General features: G+C 73.3%; 14 protein-coding genes. 8 read left to right on the top strand and 6 right to left on the bottom strand.

Annotated elements, in window-relative coordinates:
* Positions 1-47 precede the first annotated feature (47 nt).
* The 5 genes from B042_RS0106675 (at position 48) to B042_RS26410 (ending at position 5,634) form a co-directional block, all read left to right on the top strand.
* Positions 48-683 (top strand): TetR/AcrR family transcriptional regulator, encoded by a 636-nt coding sequence (locus tag B042_RS0106675; protein WP_197024190.1) that lies wholly within the window; start codon positions 48-50, stop codon positions 681-683.
* A gap of 229 nt (positions 684-912) precedes the next feature.
* The gene (locus B042_RS0106680; RefSeq protein WP_028647629.1) at positions 913-2,238 is read left to right on the top strand and encodes a GAF domain-containing protein; all 1,326 of its coding nucleotides are present in this window, start codon (positions 913-915) and stop codon (positions 2,236-2,238) included.
* Between the two features lie 643 nt (positions 2,239-2,881).
* On the top strand, positions 2,882-4,204 hold the full coding sequence (locus tag B042_RS0106685; RefSeq protein ID WP_028647630.1) for a PLP-dependent aminotransferase family protein: 1,323 nt from the start codon (positions 2,882-2,884) through the stop codon (positions 4,202-4,204).
* Positions 4,205-4,232: 28 nt separating this feature from the next.
* Positions 4,233-5,216 (top strand): D-alanine--D-alanine ligase, encoded by a 984-nt coding sequence (locus B042_RS0106690; protein ID WP_231493855.1) that lies wholly within the window; start codon positions 4,233-4,235, stop codon positions 5,214-5,216.
* Positions 5,217-5,430: 214 nt separating this feature from the next.
* Positions 5,431-5,634: a hypothetical protein gene (locus B042_RS26410; RefSeq protein ID WP_028647632.1), complete on the top strand. Its 204-nt coding sequence runs from the start codon at positions 5,431-5,433 to the stop codon at positions 5,632-5,634.
* Between the two features lie 52 nt (positions 5,635-5,686).
* Here B042_RS26410 and B042_RS0106700 read toward each other — a convergent pair whose 3' ends face one another.
* The 5 genes from B042_RS0106700 to B042_RS0106720 all read right to left on the bottom strand — a co-directional run bounded on the left by B042_RS0106700 (position 5,687) and on the right by B042_RS0106720 (position 13,006).
* Positions 5,687-6,676 (bottom strand): xanthine dehydrogenase family protein subunit M, encoded by a 990-nt coding sequence (locus tag B042_RS0106700; RefSeq protein ID WP_028647633.1) that lies wholly within the window; start codon positions 6,674-6,676, stop codon positions 5,687-5,689.
* Complete coding sequence (locus B042_RS0106705) at positions 6,673-9,303, bottom strand: molybdopterin-dependent oxidoreductase (RefSeq protein WP_028647634.1); 2,631 nt, start codon at positions 9,301-9,303, stop codon at positions 6,673-6,675. Before B042_RS0106705 ends, B042_RS0106700 begins: the two co-directional genes overlap by 4 nt.
* Positions 9,304-9,397: 94 nt before the next feature.
* Positions 9,398-10,537 (bottom strand): hypothetical protein, encoded by a 1,140-nt coding sequence (locus B042_RS22175; RefSeq protein WP_155988919.1) that lies wholly within the window; start codon positions 10,535-10,537, stop codon positions 9,398-9,400.
* Positions 10,538-11,416: 879 nt separating this feature from the next.
* Positions 11,417-12,283, bottom strand: a complete 867-nt coding sequence (locus B042_RS0106715; protein WP_028647635.1) for a trans-aconitate 2-methyltransferase — start codon at positions 12,281-12,283, stop codon at positions 11,417-11,419.
* 126 nt (positions 12,284-12,409) lie between these two features.
* A complete protein-coding gene (locus B042_RS0106720; RefSeq protein ID WP_028647636.1) occupies positions 12,410-13,006 on the bottom strand; it encodes a helix-turn-helix transcriptional regulator in 597 nt (198 codons plus the stop codon).
* 433 nt (positions 13,007-13,439) lie between these two features.
* Here B042_RS0106720 and B042_RS0106725 point away from each other — a divergent pair, with 433 nt between their 5' ends.
* From B042_RS0106725 to B042_RS0106735, 3 genes are all read left to right on the top strand, one after another.
* A complete protein-coding gene (locus tag B042_RS0106725) occupies positions 13,440-15,053 on the top strand; it encodes an MFS transporter (RefSeq protein WP_028647637.1) in 1,614 nt (537 codons plus the stop codon).
* 142 nt (positions 15,054-15,195) lie between these two features.
* The gene (locus B042_RS0106730; RefSeq protein ID WP_028647638.1) at positions 15,196-15,387 is read left to right on the top strand and encodes a hypothetical protein; all 192 of its coding nucleotides are present in this window, start codon (positions 15,196-15,198) and stop codon (positions 15,385-15,387) included.
* A 178-nt stretch (positions 15,388-15,565) separates the two neighbouring features.
* Positions 15,566-15,907 (top strand): DUF5713 family protein, encoded by a 342-nt coding sequence (locus B042_RS0106735; RefSeq protein WP_028647639.1) that lies wholly within the window; start codon positions 15,566-15,568, stop codon positions 15,905-15,907.
* A gap of 169 nt (positions 15,908-16,076) precedes the next feature.
* On the opposite strand, the gene B042_RS0106740 is transcribed toward B042_RS0106735, so the two are convergent.
* On the bottom strand, positions 16,077-16,610 hold the full coding sequence (locus B042_RS0106740) for an NUDIX domain-containing protein (protein WP_028647640.1): 534 nt from the start codon (positions 16,608-16,610) through the stop codon (positions 16,077-16,079).
* Positions 16,611-16,819 lie beyond the last annotated feature (209 nt).

The raw sequence follows: 16,819 nt of genomic DNA on the forward strand, positions 1-16,819 counted from the left end.
CTTTCGTCCTGATAGGCGGGTCTTGTAGCGGTCATAGGCTGGGAAAAGTGAAGACCAAACACCGTCGGCTCCCGCGCCATGTCCGGGAGCAGCAGATGATCGACGCCGCCGTCGCGGCCTTCTCCAGGGGGGACTACCACTCCGTGCGGGTGGAGGAGATCGCCGAGGCCGCCGGGAGCTCCAAACCCACCGTGTACCACTACCTGGGTTCGAAGGAGGGCGTCTTCGTCGCGTGCGTGCGCCGCGAGACCGACCGGCTCGTCGGCGCGATCCGCGGCGCGGTCCGCGACCCCGCGGCCCCCGCCGAGGAGGACCCCCTCCTCCGGGGCATGCGGGCCTTCTTCGTCTTCGTCACCGCCAACCGCGACAGTTGGACGGTGCTCTACCGCCGCGCCTCGGCCCAGACCGGCTCGCTCGCCCGCGAGGCCGACCGCGCCCGCGAGCGGGTGATCGCCGAGGTCGCCGGCCTGGTCGCCGAGTACACCCGTGCCGAGGGCGGAGCCGGATGCCGCCTGGAGGACAAGGACGCCCGGCTGCTGGCGCGCATCGCGGTCAGCACTGCCGACGCCTACACGGACTGGCTCCTGGAGCACCCGGAGGAGAGCCCCGAGTCCACCGCCGGGATCGTCACCGAACTCACCCGCTCCCACCTGCGCTCCCGGAAGACGGTGGCCGCCGGCTGACCGCTCCCACCGCGCGCCGGGAGCGCCGTGGCGCACTGCCGAGGTGCGCGGTAGAACGGAACGAGGGCCGGTGTTTTCCGGCGGCCTCGTGGCAGTGAAGCGAACACAACGGCGGCATTGACCCCAATCGACGTCTGAACCGTGCGCCTTTCCCTGTTCCGCATCCGGAAGCGGGGCGGGACGCTGGACACTGGTGCACTCCGCAACGCACATGAACACTGGGGTTCACATGTCGTTTTCCTCCCTGGACACGGCCCTCGCTGCCGGGGCCAACGCCCGAGAGCATGCCAGGCTGCTGCGCCGCATCCACGAGGCGTCGCTCAGCGGCCGATCGGCGCCCGTCCCGCCGCGCCCGGTCATCGAGGACTCCTGGCAGCGGACACGGCGCAGCGGAATCGACCCCGACCGCCTCCCCGCCCCCCGCGTGGTCGCCCCCGACGAGCTGTACCGGCGCAGGGCGTCCTCCCCCCTGGCCGAGGTGCTCCCCCTCATCCGCCACTCGCTGCTGCCGGTGGCTGAACAGGCCGAGCACATCATGGTCGTCACCGACACGGCGGGCCAAGTGCTGTGGCGGGAGGGCGCGCGGCGCCCGCGGCAGATCTGCGACCGCGTCGGGCTCGTGGAGGGCGCCTTCTGGAACGAGCGCAGCACCGGCACCAACGCCATCGGCACCGCCCTGGCCGTGGGGCGGCCGGTCCAGGTGTACTCGGCCGAGCACTACCTGCGGAGCCTGCACCCCCTCACCTGCGCCTGCGCACCCATCCGCGACCCCCGTGACGGCCGTCTGCTCGGCGCCATCGACGCCACCGGACCGGTCTCCACCATCCACCCCTCCACCCTGGCCCTGGTCTCGGCCGTCGCCCGCCTCGCCGAAGCGCACCTGCAGAGCGTGCACCACGTCCACCTGGAGCGGCTGCGCTCGGTGGCGGCCCCCCTGCTGGCGAAGCTGGGAGAGCCCTCCCTGGTCGTGGACTCCGCCGGGTGGACGGCCGCCGCGGTGCGGACCGGGTCCGTGCGCCGTGTCGCACTACCGGAGAGAGCCGAACCCGGCACCGTCTGGATCCCGGAACTGGGCCGGTGCGTGCTGGAGCCCCTGCCCGGCGGCTGGCTCGTGCGGCTGCGCTCCCCGGGCGAGGACGGAGGCGCCACCAGCCTCACCCTGGACCTGTCCCGTGCAGCTGAGCCCGTGGTCAGGGTCTCGGGGCCCACGGGGGAGTGGTCGCACCGGCTCACCCCCCGCCACGCCGAACTCCTCCTGCTCCTGGCCGCAGCCAGGGAGGGGCGCACGGCGGCGGAGCTGTCCCAGGACGTCTTCGGAACGGCGGGCAGCGCGGTGACGGTGCGCGCCGAACTCTCCCGCCTGCGCAAACACCTGGGCGGGGTCCTGTGCAACCGCCCCTACCGGTTCAGCGGCGAGGTCCGGGTGGGTGTCGAGTGGCCGAGGGAGGCCGCCAACCTCCTGCCCGCCTCCCTCGCCCCCGGAGTGCGGGCGCTGCGCACGCGGGTTCCCGAGCACACCGACCCCCTCTCCCTCGGTGACCTGTGCGCAACCTAGTGCAACCGTTGCCGTCTCCGGTCCCATGGTGTGGACTGCTCGTGCACGGCCCGGCAGGCCGGAGCGGGGGGCGGCACCGGATCGGGAGAGGGCCCGGTGCCGACGCTTCGGCGATGGTCGCGCTCATGAACTCTCGGCGTCAAGAGGGGAACCGAGGGAGGGGAGAGCGCGCAGCCGGGCCCGGGCGGTCCAGAGCGGGGGAGCTCTCTGCGGCCGCCGGCCCGCGGTGCGCCCCGGGGTCCGCCCCCGGGGCGCACCGCCGTGCGCTCCGGGCACTGAGGGGGAAAGAATCCGTGCTGCTTCCGCCATCACGGGTGGGGTGCGGGCACCCTCGCGGGTATCCCCTCCGGACCGGGCCGCGCACGGGGGGTGACGGACGCGGCGGCCCGTACGGGCGTGGTGAACAGCACGCAGACACGGAACGGCTGTACGGCTCCCACCGCACTCGGCTACACTCACTCCATTTACCGAACCGTGTTCGCCCACGGTCCGGCCGACCCCGCAGAGGGACGTCCCGGCACCGCACCGCCGCTCCCCTGTGAACCAGGAGGTCGTGCACGGCGTCGAACCCGGGACCGCGACGGGTCCGCTTCCTTCGCACCGTGCACCGCCCGACAGACCGTCCTTCACCCGGAGGTGGACCGTGTCCGCTGACCACCGAGAGCAGCAGCCCGGCCAACAGGGCTCGCGTATCGACCCCTACGTCGGCCGCTACGCACACCGAGCACAGGGCATGGTCGCCTCCGAGGTCCGGGCACTGTTCGCCGTGGCCTCCCGGCCCGAGGTCGTCTCCCTGGCGGGGGGCATGCCCAACGTCGGCGCGCTCCCGCTCGACCAGATCAGCGAACTCATCCGCGACGTCGTCGCCGAGGAGGGCCCCACCGCCCTCCAGTACGGTTCCGCGCAGGGCGACCCCGCCCTGCGCGAACTCTTGTGCGACTACATGACGCAGGAGGGGGTCGACGCCAGCCCCGACGACGTCATCGTCACCGTCGGCTCCCAGCAGGCGCTCGACCTCATCACCCGGGTCTTCGTCGACCCGGGCGACGTCGTCCTGTGCGAGGGCCCCACCTACGTCACCGCCATCAACACCTTCGCCGCCTTCCAGGCCGACATCCGGCACGTGAGCATGGACGAGCAGGGCGTGGTGCCCGAGGAGCTCGACGAGGCGCTCACCCGCGCCGCGCGCGAGGGCCGCCGCGTCAAGTTCTTCTACACCGTCCCCAACTTCCACAACCCCGGCGGCATCACCATGAGCGGGCAGCGGCGCGCCCGCGTGATCGAGGTCTGCGAGCGCCACGACGTGCTCATCGTCGAGGACAACCCCTACGGGCTGCTGCGCTACGAGGGCGAGGCCGAGGCCACCCTGTACTCGCAGGGCTCCGGCAACGTCATCTACCTCGGCTCGCTGTCCAAGACCCTGTCCCCGGGCCTGCGCATCGGCTGGGCCCTGGCCCCGGCGCCCGTACGCGCCAAACTCGTCCTGGCCGCCGAGTCGGCGATGCTCAGCCACTCCATGTTCAACCAGCTCGTCGTCCGCCGGTACCTGAAGACCTTCCCCTGGCGCGAGCAGATCAAGGTCTTCAACGCCATGTACGGCGAGCGCCGCGACGCCATGCTCAGCGCCCTGGAGGCGATGATGCCCCAGGGGTGCACCTGGACCCGGCCCCAGGGCGGCTTCTTCGTGTGGGCCACCATGCCCGAGGGCATCGACGTCAAGGCCATGCAGCCCCGCGCGCTCGCCGAGCGCGTTGCCTATGTCCCCGGTACCGGCTTCTACGCCGACGACCGCGGCCGCTCCGACATGCGGCTGAGCTTCTGCTTCCCCGCCCCCGAGGAGATCCGCGAGGGCGTGCGGCGCCTGTCCGGCGTCGTCGAGAACGAACTCGACCTGCGTGATACGTTCGGCTCCACTCTGGTCCCGCCCACAGCGGGCAGCCAGGCCCCCGCCCCCGACCTGTCCTGACACCCCGCCCGTCAGGGAAGCCGACACCATGAACGCAGCACAGAAGGAGGTCCGCGCCGTGGCAGACCTTGACCGGGTTCTCGTCCTGGCCGGGGGACTGTCCCCCGAACACGAGGTCAGCGTCCAGTCCGGACGCAGCGTCGCCGAGGCGCTGCGCCGCATGGACGTGGAGGTCCAGGTCGCCGACGTCGACTCCGCCCTGCTGGAGCGCCTGGCCGAGGACCCGCCCCAGGTGGTCTTCCCCGCCCTGCACGGCGCGGCCGGCGAGGACGGCGCGATCCGCGAGGTCCTGGAACTGGTGGGGGTGCCCTACGTGGGCGCCCGCCCCGACGCCTGCCGCCTCACCTACGCCAAGCCCACCGCCAAGGCGCTGCTGGCCGCCGAGGGCGTGGCCGTCCCGCGCGGCACCACCCTGCCCAAGTCGGCCTTCCACGATCTGGGTGCCCCGGCACTGCTGGAGCGGACCGTCGACCGCCTGGGCCTGCCCCTGTTCGTCAAGCCCGACCGGGGCGGCTCGGCGTTCGGCGCCACCCCCGTCACCTCGATGCCCGAGCTGTCGTCGGCCCTGATGTCCTGCCTGGGCTACAGCGACTCCGCGCTCATCGAGGAGCGGGTGCGCGGTACCGAACTGGCCGTGGGCGTCCTGGACACTGGAGCCGGCCCCGTCGCGCTGCCGCCCGTGGAGATCGTGCCCGACGGCGGCGTCTACGACTACGCGGCGCGTTACACCGCCGGGCGCACGGAGTTCTTCTGCCCGGCCCGCCTGGACGAGGAGGTCCTGGCCCGGGCCACCGGGGCCGCCCTGACCGCCCACCGGGTGCTGGGGCTGCGCGACCTCTCGCGCACCGACCTCATCGTCGCCGAGGACGGCCGGGTCGTCTTCCTGGAGGCCAACGTGACCCCGGGTCTGACCGAGACCTCCACCTTCCCCATGGCCGCGACCGCCGCCGGGCTGGACTTCGCGCTCATCTGCCGCGAACTCGCCCACCAGGCCTTCACCCGCGGCTGCTGAGACGCAACCGCCCTGTCGGTGCCCGGGCACCGACAGGGTGCCGCTGTGCACGGAGGCGGGTCGGACGCGGGGTCCCATCAAACCGACCGTTCGGTATGCGAGTGGGGCCCGGGAAACGGCACTGCGCGCCTGCCCCCTCTGCGAAGCCGCCCGCGGCCCGCCCCCGACCGTCGACGGCGGCAGGCGCACGGCGGCCCGCGGCGATCGCGAGGACGTGTTCAGCGCCGGGTTCGTCTGCCCCGAGGGTGCCACACTGCCCGCCCTGGACAACGACCCCGACCGGCTGCGCCGCCCCACGGTCCGCGGGGGCGGCCGTCGGCGCGAGGTCGACTGGCCCGAGGCCTTCGCCGCCGACCCCGCCCGGGTCGACCCGCTCTCCGGCAACGCCGTCCCCGTCCAGGTCCTGCCCTGCGGCTGAGTCGGCAGTGGGAACCGGGGCGGGCGGAGGGGCCCCTCCGCCCGCCCCGGGCTCACCCCTCCTCGGCCCCCAGCGCCCGCAGCAGCCCCGCCCGGACGGTCGAGGACAGCAGCGCCACCTTGTACCGGGTCCCCGGCAGCGGCGAGCACAGGTCCGCCAGCCCTTCCAGGGCCGCCACCACGGCGGGGGAGAGCCCGCCGCCCGGCACTGAGCCCGCCAGCGCGTCCTCCACGCCCGGCAGCCGCAGCGGCGTCCGCGCCACACCGCCCACCGCCACCGCGGCCGAGGCGACCGGCCCCGAGCCCCTGTCCTCGCAGGCCAGGCGTACCACCACCTCCACCAGCGGCCACTCGGCCCGAGAACGCCCCGTGGCCCGCAGGTAGGCACCCCGCTCACCGGGTACCGGCGCGGGCAGCGCCACCGACACCACCACCTCCGCCGGGTCCAGCACGTGGTCGCGGGTGGGGTCGGTGCCGTCGTACAACTCTGCCACCGGCACGGACCGGGACGATCCGCGGCCGGCCACCTCGATCGAGGCGTCGTAGGCCGCCAGCGCGGCGGCCAGTGACGACGGATGCGGTGCCACGCACGGCCCCTGGTCCACCACCACCCCGTACAGGTGGTCCCCGGTCCGGGCCGGACACGAGGAGCCGCCGCTCTGGTGGCAGTCGAAGGCCGGGTTGCGCAGGTACCAGCACCGGTTGCGCTGCAACAGGTTGCCGCCCAGAGTGGCGGTGCCCCGCACCTGCGGTGTGGCCAGGCCCCTCGCCGTGCGCGCCAGAGCCGGATAGGACCCGGCCAGGAGGGGCCCCTCGGCCAGCTCGGTGACGGTGGTGAGCGCACCCACCCGCACCGAACCGTCGTCCCGCCGGTCGGTCCCGGACATTCCGGCGACCCCCGTCAGGTCCACCACCGGTCCGCCGGGCAGCACCCCCTCGGCCACACAGGCCGTCAGGTCGGTGCCCCCGGCGCGCGCCAGCGCGCCCCCCTCGGCCAGCCCGGCCAGGGCACCGTCCAGGTCACTCGGTCGCGTCACGGTCATCGCAGGCCCTCCAGCAGTCGGTCCGGGCGGATCGGCAGGTCGGTGGGGCGCCACCCCGTGGCGTCGTGGACGGCGTTGGCCAGTGCGGCGGCCACCCCGACGGTGGAGACCTCGCCCAGCCCCACACCGCCCCCCGGCACGTGCTCGAACCCCTCCTCGTGGAAGTACACCTCGGTCTCGGGCACGTCCCCCGGGCCGGGGATCCGGTAGTCCTCCATGTTGGCGGTCAGCACCGCGCCCGTGGCGGGGTCGTCGCGCCGCCCCTCGAACAGGGCGTAGCCCACGCCCTGGACCACCGCGCCCTCGCACTGGTTGCGGGCGAGCCGCTCGGCGTAGATCCGCCCGGCGGCGATCCCCGCCCAGCAGCGCCTCGGGCGGACCCGCCCCAGCAGGGTGTCGACCTCCACCTCCATGACGTGGACGCCGCCGATGAGCCCCCGGCCCATCGCCATGTCCCCGCCGCCCGCCAGCAGCGAGGACATCCGCTCCCAGCGGTCCAGGGGCCGTCCGCCCACCACCCGCACGCCCTCGGCGGCGGCCAGCGCCTCCTTCAGCCCCACCTCGGGGACGGGGCCCTCTGCCGGGACCCGGTCCGAGCGCTCGCGCAGCGCCACGCGCAGGGCGTCGGCCGCCTCGGCCGCCGCCGGGCCCATCGAGTTGGTGCTGCGGCTGCCGGTGGCCCCGGCCCCGTGCACCGACGCACTGTCCCCGATCTCCACACGCAGCGCGTCCGCGGGTGTGCCCAGCCGTTCGGCGACCACGTCGCGCAGGACCGTGCGGATGCCGGTGCCGATGTCCTGGGTGGCCGAGCGCACCACGATCACGCCGTTTTCGACCACCAGCTCCACCTGGGAGCGCGGGCTGACGATGAACAGCCAGTTGCTCGCCGCCAGTCCCACGCCCCGGCGGAAGCGGCCGGTGCGCTCGCCGCGCGGGCGGGCGGTCCACAGCGGCAGGGCGGCCACCTTCTCGTACAGGGCCGCGCGCCTGGTGTTGCCGTCCCAGCGCCGCCGCAGGCTCAAGGGGTCCTCGCCCAGGCGCTCGGCCATCTCGTCCACCGCCTGTTCCAGGGCGAAGGCCATCGGCGGGCCGCCCGGAGCGCGGAACGGCGAGCCGGGCGGGTGGTGGGTGACCACGTCGTAGTCGCGGGTCCGGCGCGGGGTGCGCCCGTACATCAGCGCCGCGAGCACGGCCGTCATCGACCCGTGGGACACACCCCCGTAGCCGTGGGAGTCCACGCTCATCGCCGCCAGGTCGCCGCGTTGGTCGGCGAGCAGCGCCACCCGGGTGCGGGTGGCCGGCCGGTAGCCGGCGTCGGTCAGCTCCTCGGCGCGGGTGAGCGCCACACGCACCGGTGCCCCCGCGATCCGGGACAGCTCCACCGCGGCCACGGTCTCGGTCGACAGGATCCCCTTGGCGCCGAACCCGCCGCCCACGTACTCGGTGACTACGCGTACCCGCTCGCGGGGTAGGCCCCACCGCCCGGCCACCGTGTCGGCCGTCTCGCTGACCGCCTGGGTGGACACGTGCAGGGTCAGGTGACCGTCGTCCCAGTCGGCGACGCACGCGTGCGGCTCCAGAGCGGTGTGCAGTTGCGCGGAGGTGGTGTACTCCCGGGTGACCAGGCGGGGGTCGCCGGAGCGTTCGGCGGCGCGCAGCCGTCTCACGGCGGTGCCGCCGCGCCAGCCGAGCGTGAACGGGCCCCGCAGGTTGCCGTTCCACGCCGAGGGCAGTGCCACGCCCTCGGCGTAGGTGGGCGCGGCCCTGCGCTCGGCCCTGGTCGGGTAGAGCACCGGGGCGTCCGGCTCCAGCGCGGTGGCCGGGTCCAGGGCCGCGGGCAGCACCTCGTAGTCCACCCGCACCGCCTCGGCGGCGGCCCGTGCCCGCGCGGCGGTCGGCGCGGCCACGGCGGCGATCGGCTGGCCCGCGTAGCGCACGGTGCGGTCGCTTCCCAGCAGGTCGACCAGCACCGGAGCGGTGCCCGGCTCCGCCTGCGTGCGCGCCCCGCCCGCGTCGATCGAGCGCACCCGGGCGTGGGCGACGGTGGAGCGCACGATCACCCCCTCCCAGCAGCCCCGCGGCGTGTGGTCGACGGTGAACCGGGCGCGGCCGGTGACCTTGTCGGGGGCGTCGGCGCGCGGCGGGTCCTGCCCGGGATCGCCGTCGAAGTCGCCCGCGCACGCGGCGGCCACGGCGGCGAAGATCCCCTCGTAGGCGCCGCAGCGGCACAGGTGTCCGGCCAGCGCGTCGGCGATCGCCTCGCGGTCGGGCCGGACGTCGCCGTGCTCGGCGCGCCAGGCGTCGGTGAAGGCGGCGGCCTCCACGACGAACCCGGGGGTGCAGTAGCCGCACTGGAGGCCGTCGTGGGCGGCGAAGGCGCGCTGGACGGGGTGGGAACCGCCCAGGCCCTCCACCGTGGTGACCGAGCGTCCGGCGAGCCGGTCGGCGGGCAGCAGACAGGAGACGGTGGGGGAGCCGTCGACCAGGACCGTGCAGGCGCCGCACACCCCGGTGCCGCAGGCGGTCTTGGTGCCGGTCAGGCCGAGGCGGTCGCGGATGTACGCGGCAGCGGTCTCCTCCCCTTCGGCGGGTGCCGCCGAGGGGGAGCCGTTGACTTCCAGGTCCATGGGACCTCTCCTGACGGAAGATTGAAGTTGACACTGACAACTTAGGTGGGGTCGGGGGAGGTGTCAACGCGCCCTGTGGAGCCTGCAGGAGAATCTACGATGTAAAGGTGGGCTGCCTTTCGGCACTGGAACGCGTGCCGCATGCGGGGCAGGGGCGCACGGTGAACCGGCCGCTGGACGCGTCGAAGCCGATGACCATCCGGTACCGCTCCGAATCCGGGTCACCGACGCAGCGCTCGTCGCCGCACTTGGGGATCCGGGGCTCGGACACGGGTTCCCCCGGCGGGGCGACGGGACGGGGCTCGTCCATGGCCTCGCCGGGCACCGTGCGGCACCGGCGCCCGCACGCCACACACGACTCGCCCGGCGTGTTGTACAGGCCCGGGTGGTCCGGGCAGGTGCGCGGGGCCCTGCCCCGGGCATCCACGTCGAACCCGAGGGCGAACGCGTCCGGGATGCCCTTGGCCGGCCCCGCCGCCGCGTCGAGGGAGAGCCCGCCGAAGGGGCGGGAGGCGCGCGTTCGCGGCGGGGAAGCCCCGGCCCCGAGGGCGCGGCGGTGCCACGCCCGCACCGACTCGGCTGATTCCAGGCGTGCGCGCAGCGCCGGGAAGGGCCGACCCGCGCCCTCCCAGCCCCGCACCGCCCCTGCGAGGTCCCCGGCGGCCGGGCGCCTCCGGACGGAGGTCGGAGCGGGGGTCTTCGGGCGGGGGTCTGCAGGGGAGGGGTATGGGGCTCGATCTGACGCGGCGTCGGTGGCGGTCTGACGTGGGGCTGCCCCAGGTTGACGTGGCGTCCCTACCGGCCGGTAGGGACGGTTGGCCTCGGTGATCGGCTCCTCGCCCAGCTCGCGGCGCACGGCGTTGACCTCTTCCAGCGCGGGTTCGGGGAATGCCCGCGCGGGGATGAGCAGCTCCAGTACCTCGGGCAGGCGGTCGCTCCAGCGGCGCCCGGCGGCGAGGTCCTCGGCGAAGAACGCGCGCACCTGCTCCCGGGGCAGGCGGCGCACCAGGCCGGTCGTGACCAGGTCGGCGATGGCGCGGGTGACCGTGGAGGGGCTGAGGACGCCGCAGGTGCGGGCCGCGATCGTGTCGATGTGCAGGAAGCACCAGCGGCCGTCGGCGTCGGCCGCGTCGGCGATGACCGTGGCCACGATGCAGGCGCGCGAACTGGTGAAGAAACCCGACTTCAGGGCATCGGTGAGCCACAGGTCGGTGATGAAACCGATCCCTTTCATGACGCCCTGGGGGCGTTTGCGGGGTCCGGGGGAGGGGGCGTGCCCGGCCACCGGCGCGGGCCGGTGTGCGTTCCGGGTGCGCCGAACGATAGTATTCGGCATAGCCGTTCTTCCTGGGTTGGACAGGTCTTTCGGTCAGAGCCCGGCTCGGTGTTGGTAGCACCGGTCGGGCTTGTTTTTCGTGTGGCCAGTTTAGCGGAATGCGCGCGTACAAAGGATCGAGACAAACCCTCTGAAAAGCCTTTACGTCATTCTTCGCAATACTCCGAATATCCCCGAAACGGGCATGGGTTCACGGCGATGCGTCTCCTGCGGCCGCGGCCGCGACCACCCCGCCCCGGCGTACCGCTACGAGGCCGTGTTGCTCGACGTCGTCGAAGGGCGGGACGGGGTGTCGGTCTTACGTGCCGCCTGGCCGGAGGAGGGCCCGGCGGTGAGTGACTACGGCTGGAACGACCGCTGTCTCCTGGGCCTGTCTCCGGACGGCCGCGACCGTCGACCACGGGTGGGGCCGCGGGCGGAGAGGAGCGGTACCACCGCCTCCGGGTGGACACGCGCACGGGCGACGTGCCGTGGCCCCGGACACCTCGACCGCGCGGGGAGGGGCGGCTCCCTTCGAGAACTGTCCTGGCTGCCGAGGGGGACGGTGCTTGTTCCGTCGACCGGGCTGTCGGCCGCCCACACGCCGTCGTCGGCCTTGGCCTTCACGGTCAGATCTCCGGCTTCGGTGGTGCGCCACGCGCCGGGGACGCCCGGAAGGGTGCGTGGGCCGGGGCGGTGATCTTGGCGTTGCCGTTCGCTCCGGAGGTCCTGCGTTGTCGATGGGTCAAGCGATTCGGTCCCTGCGCCGCCCCGGCAGGAGAGCCGGGGCGGCCGGGTTCAGGTACGGCGGGCGGCCCAGACGGTGCGCTCGGTGCGTAGGGCGAGCTCCTCGTGGCGCAGCAGGCTGCGGGGGCTGTCGCTGTCGAGGAGCTCGTCGAGTGCGGTGAGGTCCTCGGGGCTGAGGGCGGGGGCGGCTGCGCCGCGGATGCGCTGGAGGCTGCTCAGTGCGTACCGGCCGACGGCCTCGCTGCGCTCGCCCTCGACGGCGACGGCGAGTGTGCGCTCGCCCTCGACGGCGAAGCCGGCGGCGGTCAGCATCGGGCCCCAGTCGGCGCCGCGGTGCGGAACGCGCTCGGCGTGGAAGCTGTCGATCGCGGCATGGGCGCGTTCTTCGAGGCCGGGCCGGTTCTCGGGGGCGTCGGCGGGCAGGAAGCGGGGGAAGCCCGCGAGCTCGACAACGGCGAACAGCCCCCCAGGGGCGAGCAGTTCGTGGACGCTCCGCAGAGCGCGGTCCGGGTCGGCCATGTGGTGCATCGCCGCTGAGGCCCACACCAGGTCCGGTGCGCCGAGGTCGGGCCACCGTGCGCCGTCGAGGTCGGCCTGCACGGTCCGTACGTGTTCCTCGACACCGCGGGCGCGCGCCTTCTCTCGCAGGATCTGGAGATGGCCGGCCGAAGAGTCGACGGCGGTGACGTACGCGTGGGGGAAGCGGTCGAGGAGTGCGAAGGCGCCGGCGCCGGTGCCGCAGCCCAGGTCCACGATCTGCCGCGGCTCTCCGGTCAGCGGCAGCCAGCCGGTAATGGCCGCTGTGTGCTCGGCGAGCACCTCGGCATCCAGTTCGAGGATCTCCGCCTGCCCGCTGTCGCTGTGCTCGTGGTGTCCGCCTTGGCACGGACGGGGGGTGTGCTGGTGATTTCGGGTCATGGCACCACCGTAAGCGCGATATGCGCATGCGGCACGACTATTTGCCTGAGGGGCAAGAAGGTCTGTGGGGATGCTGCCCGGCGCGCAAGATCCCCCATGGCGCAGAGGCTTTCCAGGCGGTGCCGGTCAGGGGCCTCCGCGGTCGGCTTCCGTGCCGTTGGCAGAGTCCCTCTGGTGGCCGCGGCGAGCGTCGCGGTCGAAGATCCCCATGATCTCGCACGGCCCGCCCTCGGCTCCGATGGCGTGCGGCATCATGGTGGGGAACTCGGCCGCCTGATTGGTCTCGACGCGAAAGCGCCGGTGGCCGAGCATGAGGACGGCGGTGCCAGACAGCACGACGAGCCATTCGCGGCCGGGGTGGGCGCGCATGCGGGCCGGGTTGTCGGGTGGCGGATCGGTCATCCGCTGGCGCATCACGCTCATCCCCGGGTCGCCCTTGATCGGCCAGCGCATCAGGCCGTGCGTTCCGTCGATCATCGGACTGATGACGACCTCGTCGGCGTCGTTCTCCACGAGCTGGTCCAGCGTGGTGTCCAGGGCTCGGGCGAGGGTGACGAGCTGGTCCAGTGCGAGGCGGCGCTGGCCGTTCTCGATACGGCTCAGCGAGGACTGGCTGAGGTTGGCCCGGGTGGCCAGTTCCTCCAGTGACCAGCCCTGTGCGACCCGCAGGGCCCGGATCCGTTTGCGTACGAGGCTGTCCAGCTGCCCATCTTCTTGCTTCATAGGCAACACAGTATGCCCTTGATGCAAGTCGGGTCTAACGTCGAATACGGATGGCCCAGCACGGGGCCCGCTACGACGAAAGGGCGCGACATGTCTGCGCGGGCTCCCCACAGCGAGAGCGACACACCGCCTGCCGGGACCGTGGGCGTGTGTGTCGGGCAACGACACCGATCCACCGCCCGGGGCGGTGGATCCGCTGCGGCCGGTGCCCACGCCAACGCCCGGCTGGTCACCGCGGATACCGGTGCCGTGTTTTCCGCCGCGCAGGAGTGCAGCGGTTGACGCCCGAGCGCCACGGCTGAACACCCGCGCGGGGCCGGGCCCCGGCGATCCGCGCAGTGAGCGGGCCCCCTCCGCGAAACCCCCTCTGACCGACCTGGCGACCGGCCCTGTTCCGGCGCCGACCCCGTAGACCCATTTCGGGAAGGAAACCATGAGTACGAACCAGTCTCCTCGGGCGGCAGACGCGCCGCCCAGCGGCACGGGTGCACCGGACGCGCGTCAGTTGCGCGCGATCCTGATCACCGTCTCGATGGCCCTGATGGCTGTCATCGCCTCGGTCTCCGGGCTGAACGTCGCCCAGACCCACATGGCCGTCGAATTCGGCGCCTCGCAGGCCACCGTCCTGTGGATCATCAACGTCTACACCCTCGCCCTGGCCGCGCTGCTGCTGCCGCTCGGCGCGATCGGTGACCGCCTGGGCCGCAAGCCCATGCTGACCACCGGGCTGATCGTCTTCGGAGTCGCCGGCGCCGTCGCCGGACTCGCCCCCTCCGCCGGAGTCATGATCGCCGCCCGTGTGGCCGCCGGAATCGGTGCCGCGATGATCATGCCGGTCACGCTGGCCGTCATCACCTCCACCTTCCCCGCGGAACAGCGCGGCAAGGCGGTCGGTGTATGGACCGGAATCGCCGGAGGCGGCGGCATCCTGGGCATGTTCCTCTCCGCGCTCCTCGTGGACGTCGCCGACTGGCGGTGGCTGTTCGTCCTGCCCGTGGTCCTGGGCGCCACCGCGCTGGCCATGACACTGAAGTCGGTGCCCAACTCCCGTGAACGCTCCGCCCATACGTTCGACACCATCGGCGCCCTGGCGTCCGCCATCGCCGTGACCGGCCTGATCTTCGTGCTGCAGGAGGGCCCCGAGCGCGGCTGGACCGATCCGGTCACCCTGATCAGCCTGGCCGTCGGTGTCATCGCCGCACTCGCCTTCGTGGCCTGGGAACTGCACCGCGGCGACGCCTCCCTGCTGGATGTACGCCTCTTCCGTGAGCGGGGCCTGGCCGGCGGCTCCATCACGCTGCTCGTCGTCTTCGGCGTCCAGGCTGGCGTCGCCGTCGTCCTCTTCCCCTTCTTCCAAGCCGTCCTGGGCTGGTCGGGCCTGCTGTCCACCGTGGCGATGATGCCCATGGCCGTCATGATGATGATGGCGTCCGTCCTGGCCCCGAAGGCGGTCGCCAGGATCGGGGCCCGCTCCACCATGGCCGTGGGCATCGCCCTGTCCGCCCTCGGCCTCGCGCTGATGGCGCTGTTCGTCTCCGTCGAGGGCGGCTACCCCTCCATCCTGGTCGGCATGCTCGCCATGGGTATCGGCATGGGCCTGTCCATGACGCCCTCGACCGAGGCCATCACCAGCTCCCTGCCCCGCGCCAAGCAGGGCGCGGCCTCGGCCCTCAACGACGTCACCCGCGAGTTGGGCACCGCTCTGGGCGTCGCCATGCTCGGCGCGCTCCTGGCAGGCGGCTACCGCAGTGCCATGGACGACAAGCTCGACGGCGTTCCGCGACAGGCCGCGGACACCGCCCGCGAAGGCATCGCCAACGCCGTCGAGGTCGCACCCGAGGCCGGCAGCGGTGCCCAGGACCTGATCCACGCCGCGCAGCAGTCCTTCGTCGAGGGCTGGCAGCAGTCCATGTGGGCCGGTGTCGCCGTCATGGTCGCACTGCTCGTCTACGTCGTCCTGCGCGGACCGAAGAACACCACCCCCACGGTGACCGAAGAGGAGGCGCTCCCGGAGGCCGGCGACGCGGAGAGCGCCGCCGCCCGCTGACATCACAGCAACACCCCGCGAACGGAGCCCGCCGCACGCACGGCAGGCAGCCGTCGGGCACTCCGCGCCACCGTGGAGTGCCCGACGGGCCCGTGACCTGGTGAGCGCAACCCCGCCCCCCGAACACACGGGGGCAGCACCCGTGAATACCGTCGGCCCGGCCACGGACAGCTTCAGCGGGGCCGTCTCCGCGAGCGACTACGTGATCCTGGCCGACGTCGCGGGCGGAACTGGCGGCGTGGTACTGCGCCTGGACGCCGGGGACGGTAGCGCCGGGAGCAGCTTCCTCCCTCAGCGGGCGGGGCTCACGCCCGCGCGCCCACCGCTCCTGTGAGTGGGTCTCGGCGGACGAGTCGGCCCTGCCGGGTGACGGCTCCCGGCTGACCTCGGACCCCGGCGGCCGTCCTGTCCGCCGGACCGATCGGCGGTGCCCGCCCGGAGATCCCCGCGCCCTGTCGGCGGCGTGCGGCATCATCGGTGGACCGGTGCGGCCAGGAGAAGAGGGACGAGCCATGGTGATTACGAACGAGCAGGTGGCACAGTACGCGTTTCTGCGGCAGCTCTACCGCGACGACTACTACCCCGACCACGTCGTCGACAGGGGCCGGGTGATCCTGATGCGCCTGTGCGAGCGCATCGAGACCGACCGGCCGTCCGACCTGGCCGCCCTGTACACCCTCACCCGGGCCGCGACGGAGGAGTTCAACCGGCTGGAGGCGGAGTTCCACGCGGCCGACAGTGAGATCGAGACGGTCGCCCGCGATGAGATCGCCGGCGACTTCTGGTTCGTCGCGTCGGCCTACGGCTTCGCGGACGCCGACGCGGAGGAGTTGATCGCGTCCCGGGAGTGGTGAGCCGGCCTTTGACCTACGCGGGGTTCGCCGCAGGGCGAGCCCCGGCGCTCGATCCCGCCGTGGAGTGAACCTCGGCGAAGCACCGAATCCCCGCCTACCCGGGGACCGAGGCCGGCAGCCGTGGTGACGCCGCCCGGCCAGAGCGCGGGCACGCCCCTCCTGCCGGGGCTCACACCGGGCGGCCCACCCCGTACACCCGCAGCAGCGCCGCCAGCGACGTGCCGCTGACGATCCCGCGCTCGGCGACCAGCTTCGGCACGTCCGCGAGCGGCACCCACTCGATCCGCTCCGCCTCCCAGTCCTCCGCCGGGTCGCCGACGCGCTCGGCCGAATCCGCGAAGAAGACATGGTGCTCGCTGTCGCTGATCCCCGGGGACGGGTGGAGGCACAGCAGCGGGCGCAGCGGCCCCGGCCGCCACCCCGTCTCCTCCTCCACCTCGCGCGCCGCCGCCTCCTCCGGCGACTCCCCGGACTCGACCCCGCCCATCGGGATCTCGTAGGCCCACGTGTCGGTGATGAACCGGTGCCGCCACTCCAGCAGAACCTCGTCGGAGCCGTTGAGCACCACGGCACCCGCAGCGGGGGAGGCGCGGATCAGCCGGTGGTCCAGGCGGCGGCCCCCGGAGATCTCCACGTCCGCCATCCGCACGTCCAGCCAGCGGTCGGTGTACAGCGGCTTCTCGGAGTGGACAGTCCAGCGCATCGTTTTCTCCCCCGGGTCGGTGTCGGCACCATCCGACCACAGGTGCGCCCCCAGCTCAGCCGGAGGCGGCACCGGACCACACCGGCAGGTGCCCCCCGGGCCCCGCGGCCTCGGGGGCTCCCCGCCCGTGACGGCCGCACCGCCGGGCCCCCGGCACACGGCCCACTGGTGGCCGCCGCCCCGCACCTGGAAGATCTACAACATAAAGG

It is taken from the genome of Nocardiopsis sp. CNT312 (assembly GCF_000515115.1).
In the GTDB taxonomy this organism is placed as follows: domain Bacteria; phylum Actinomycetota; class Actinomycetes; order Streptosporangiales; family Streptosporangiaceae; genus Nocardiopsis.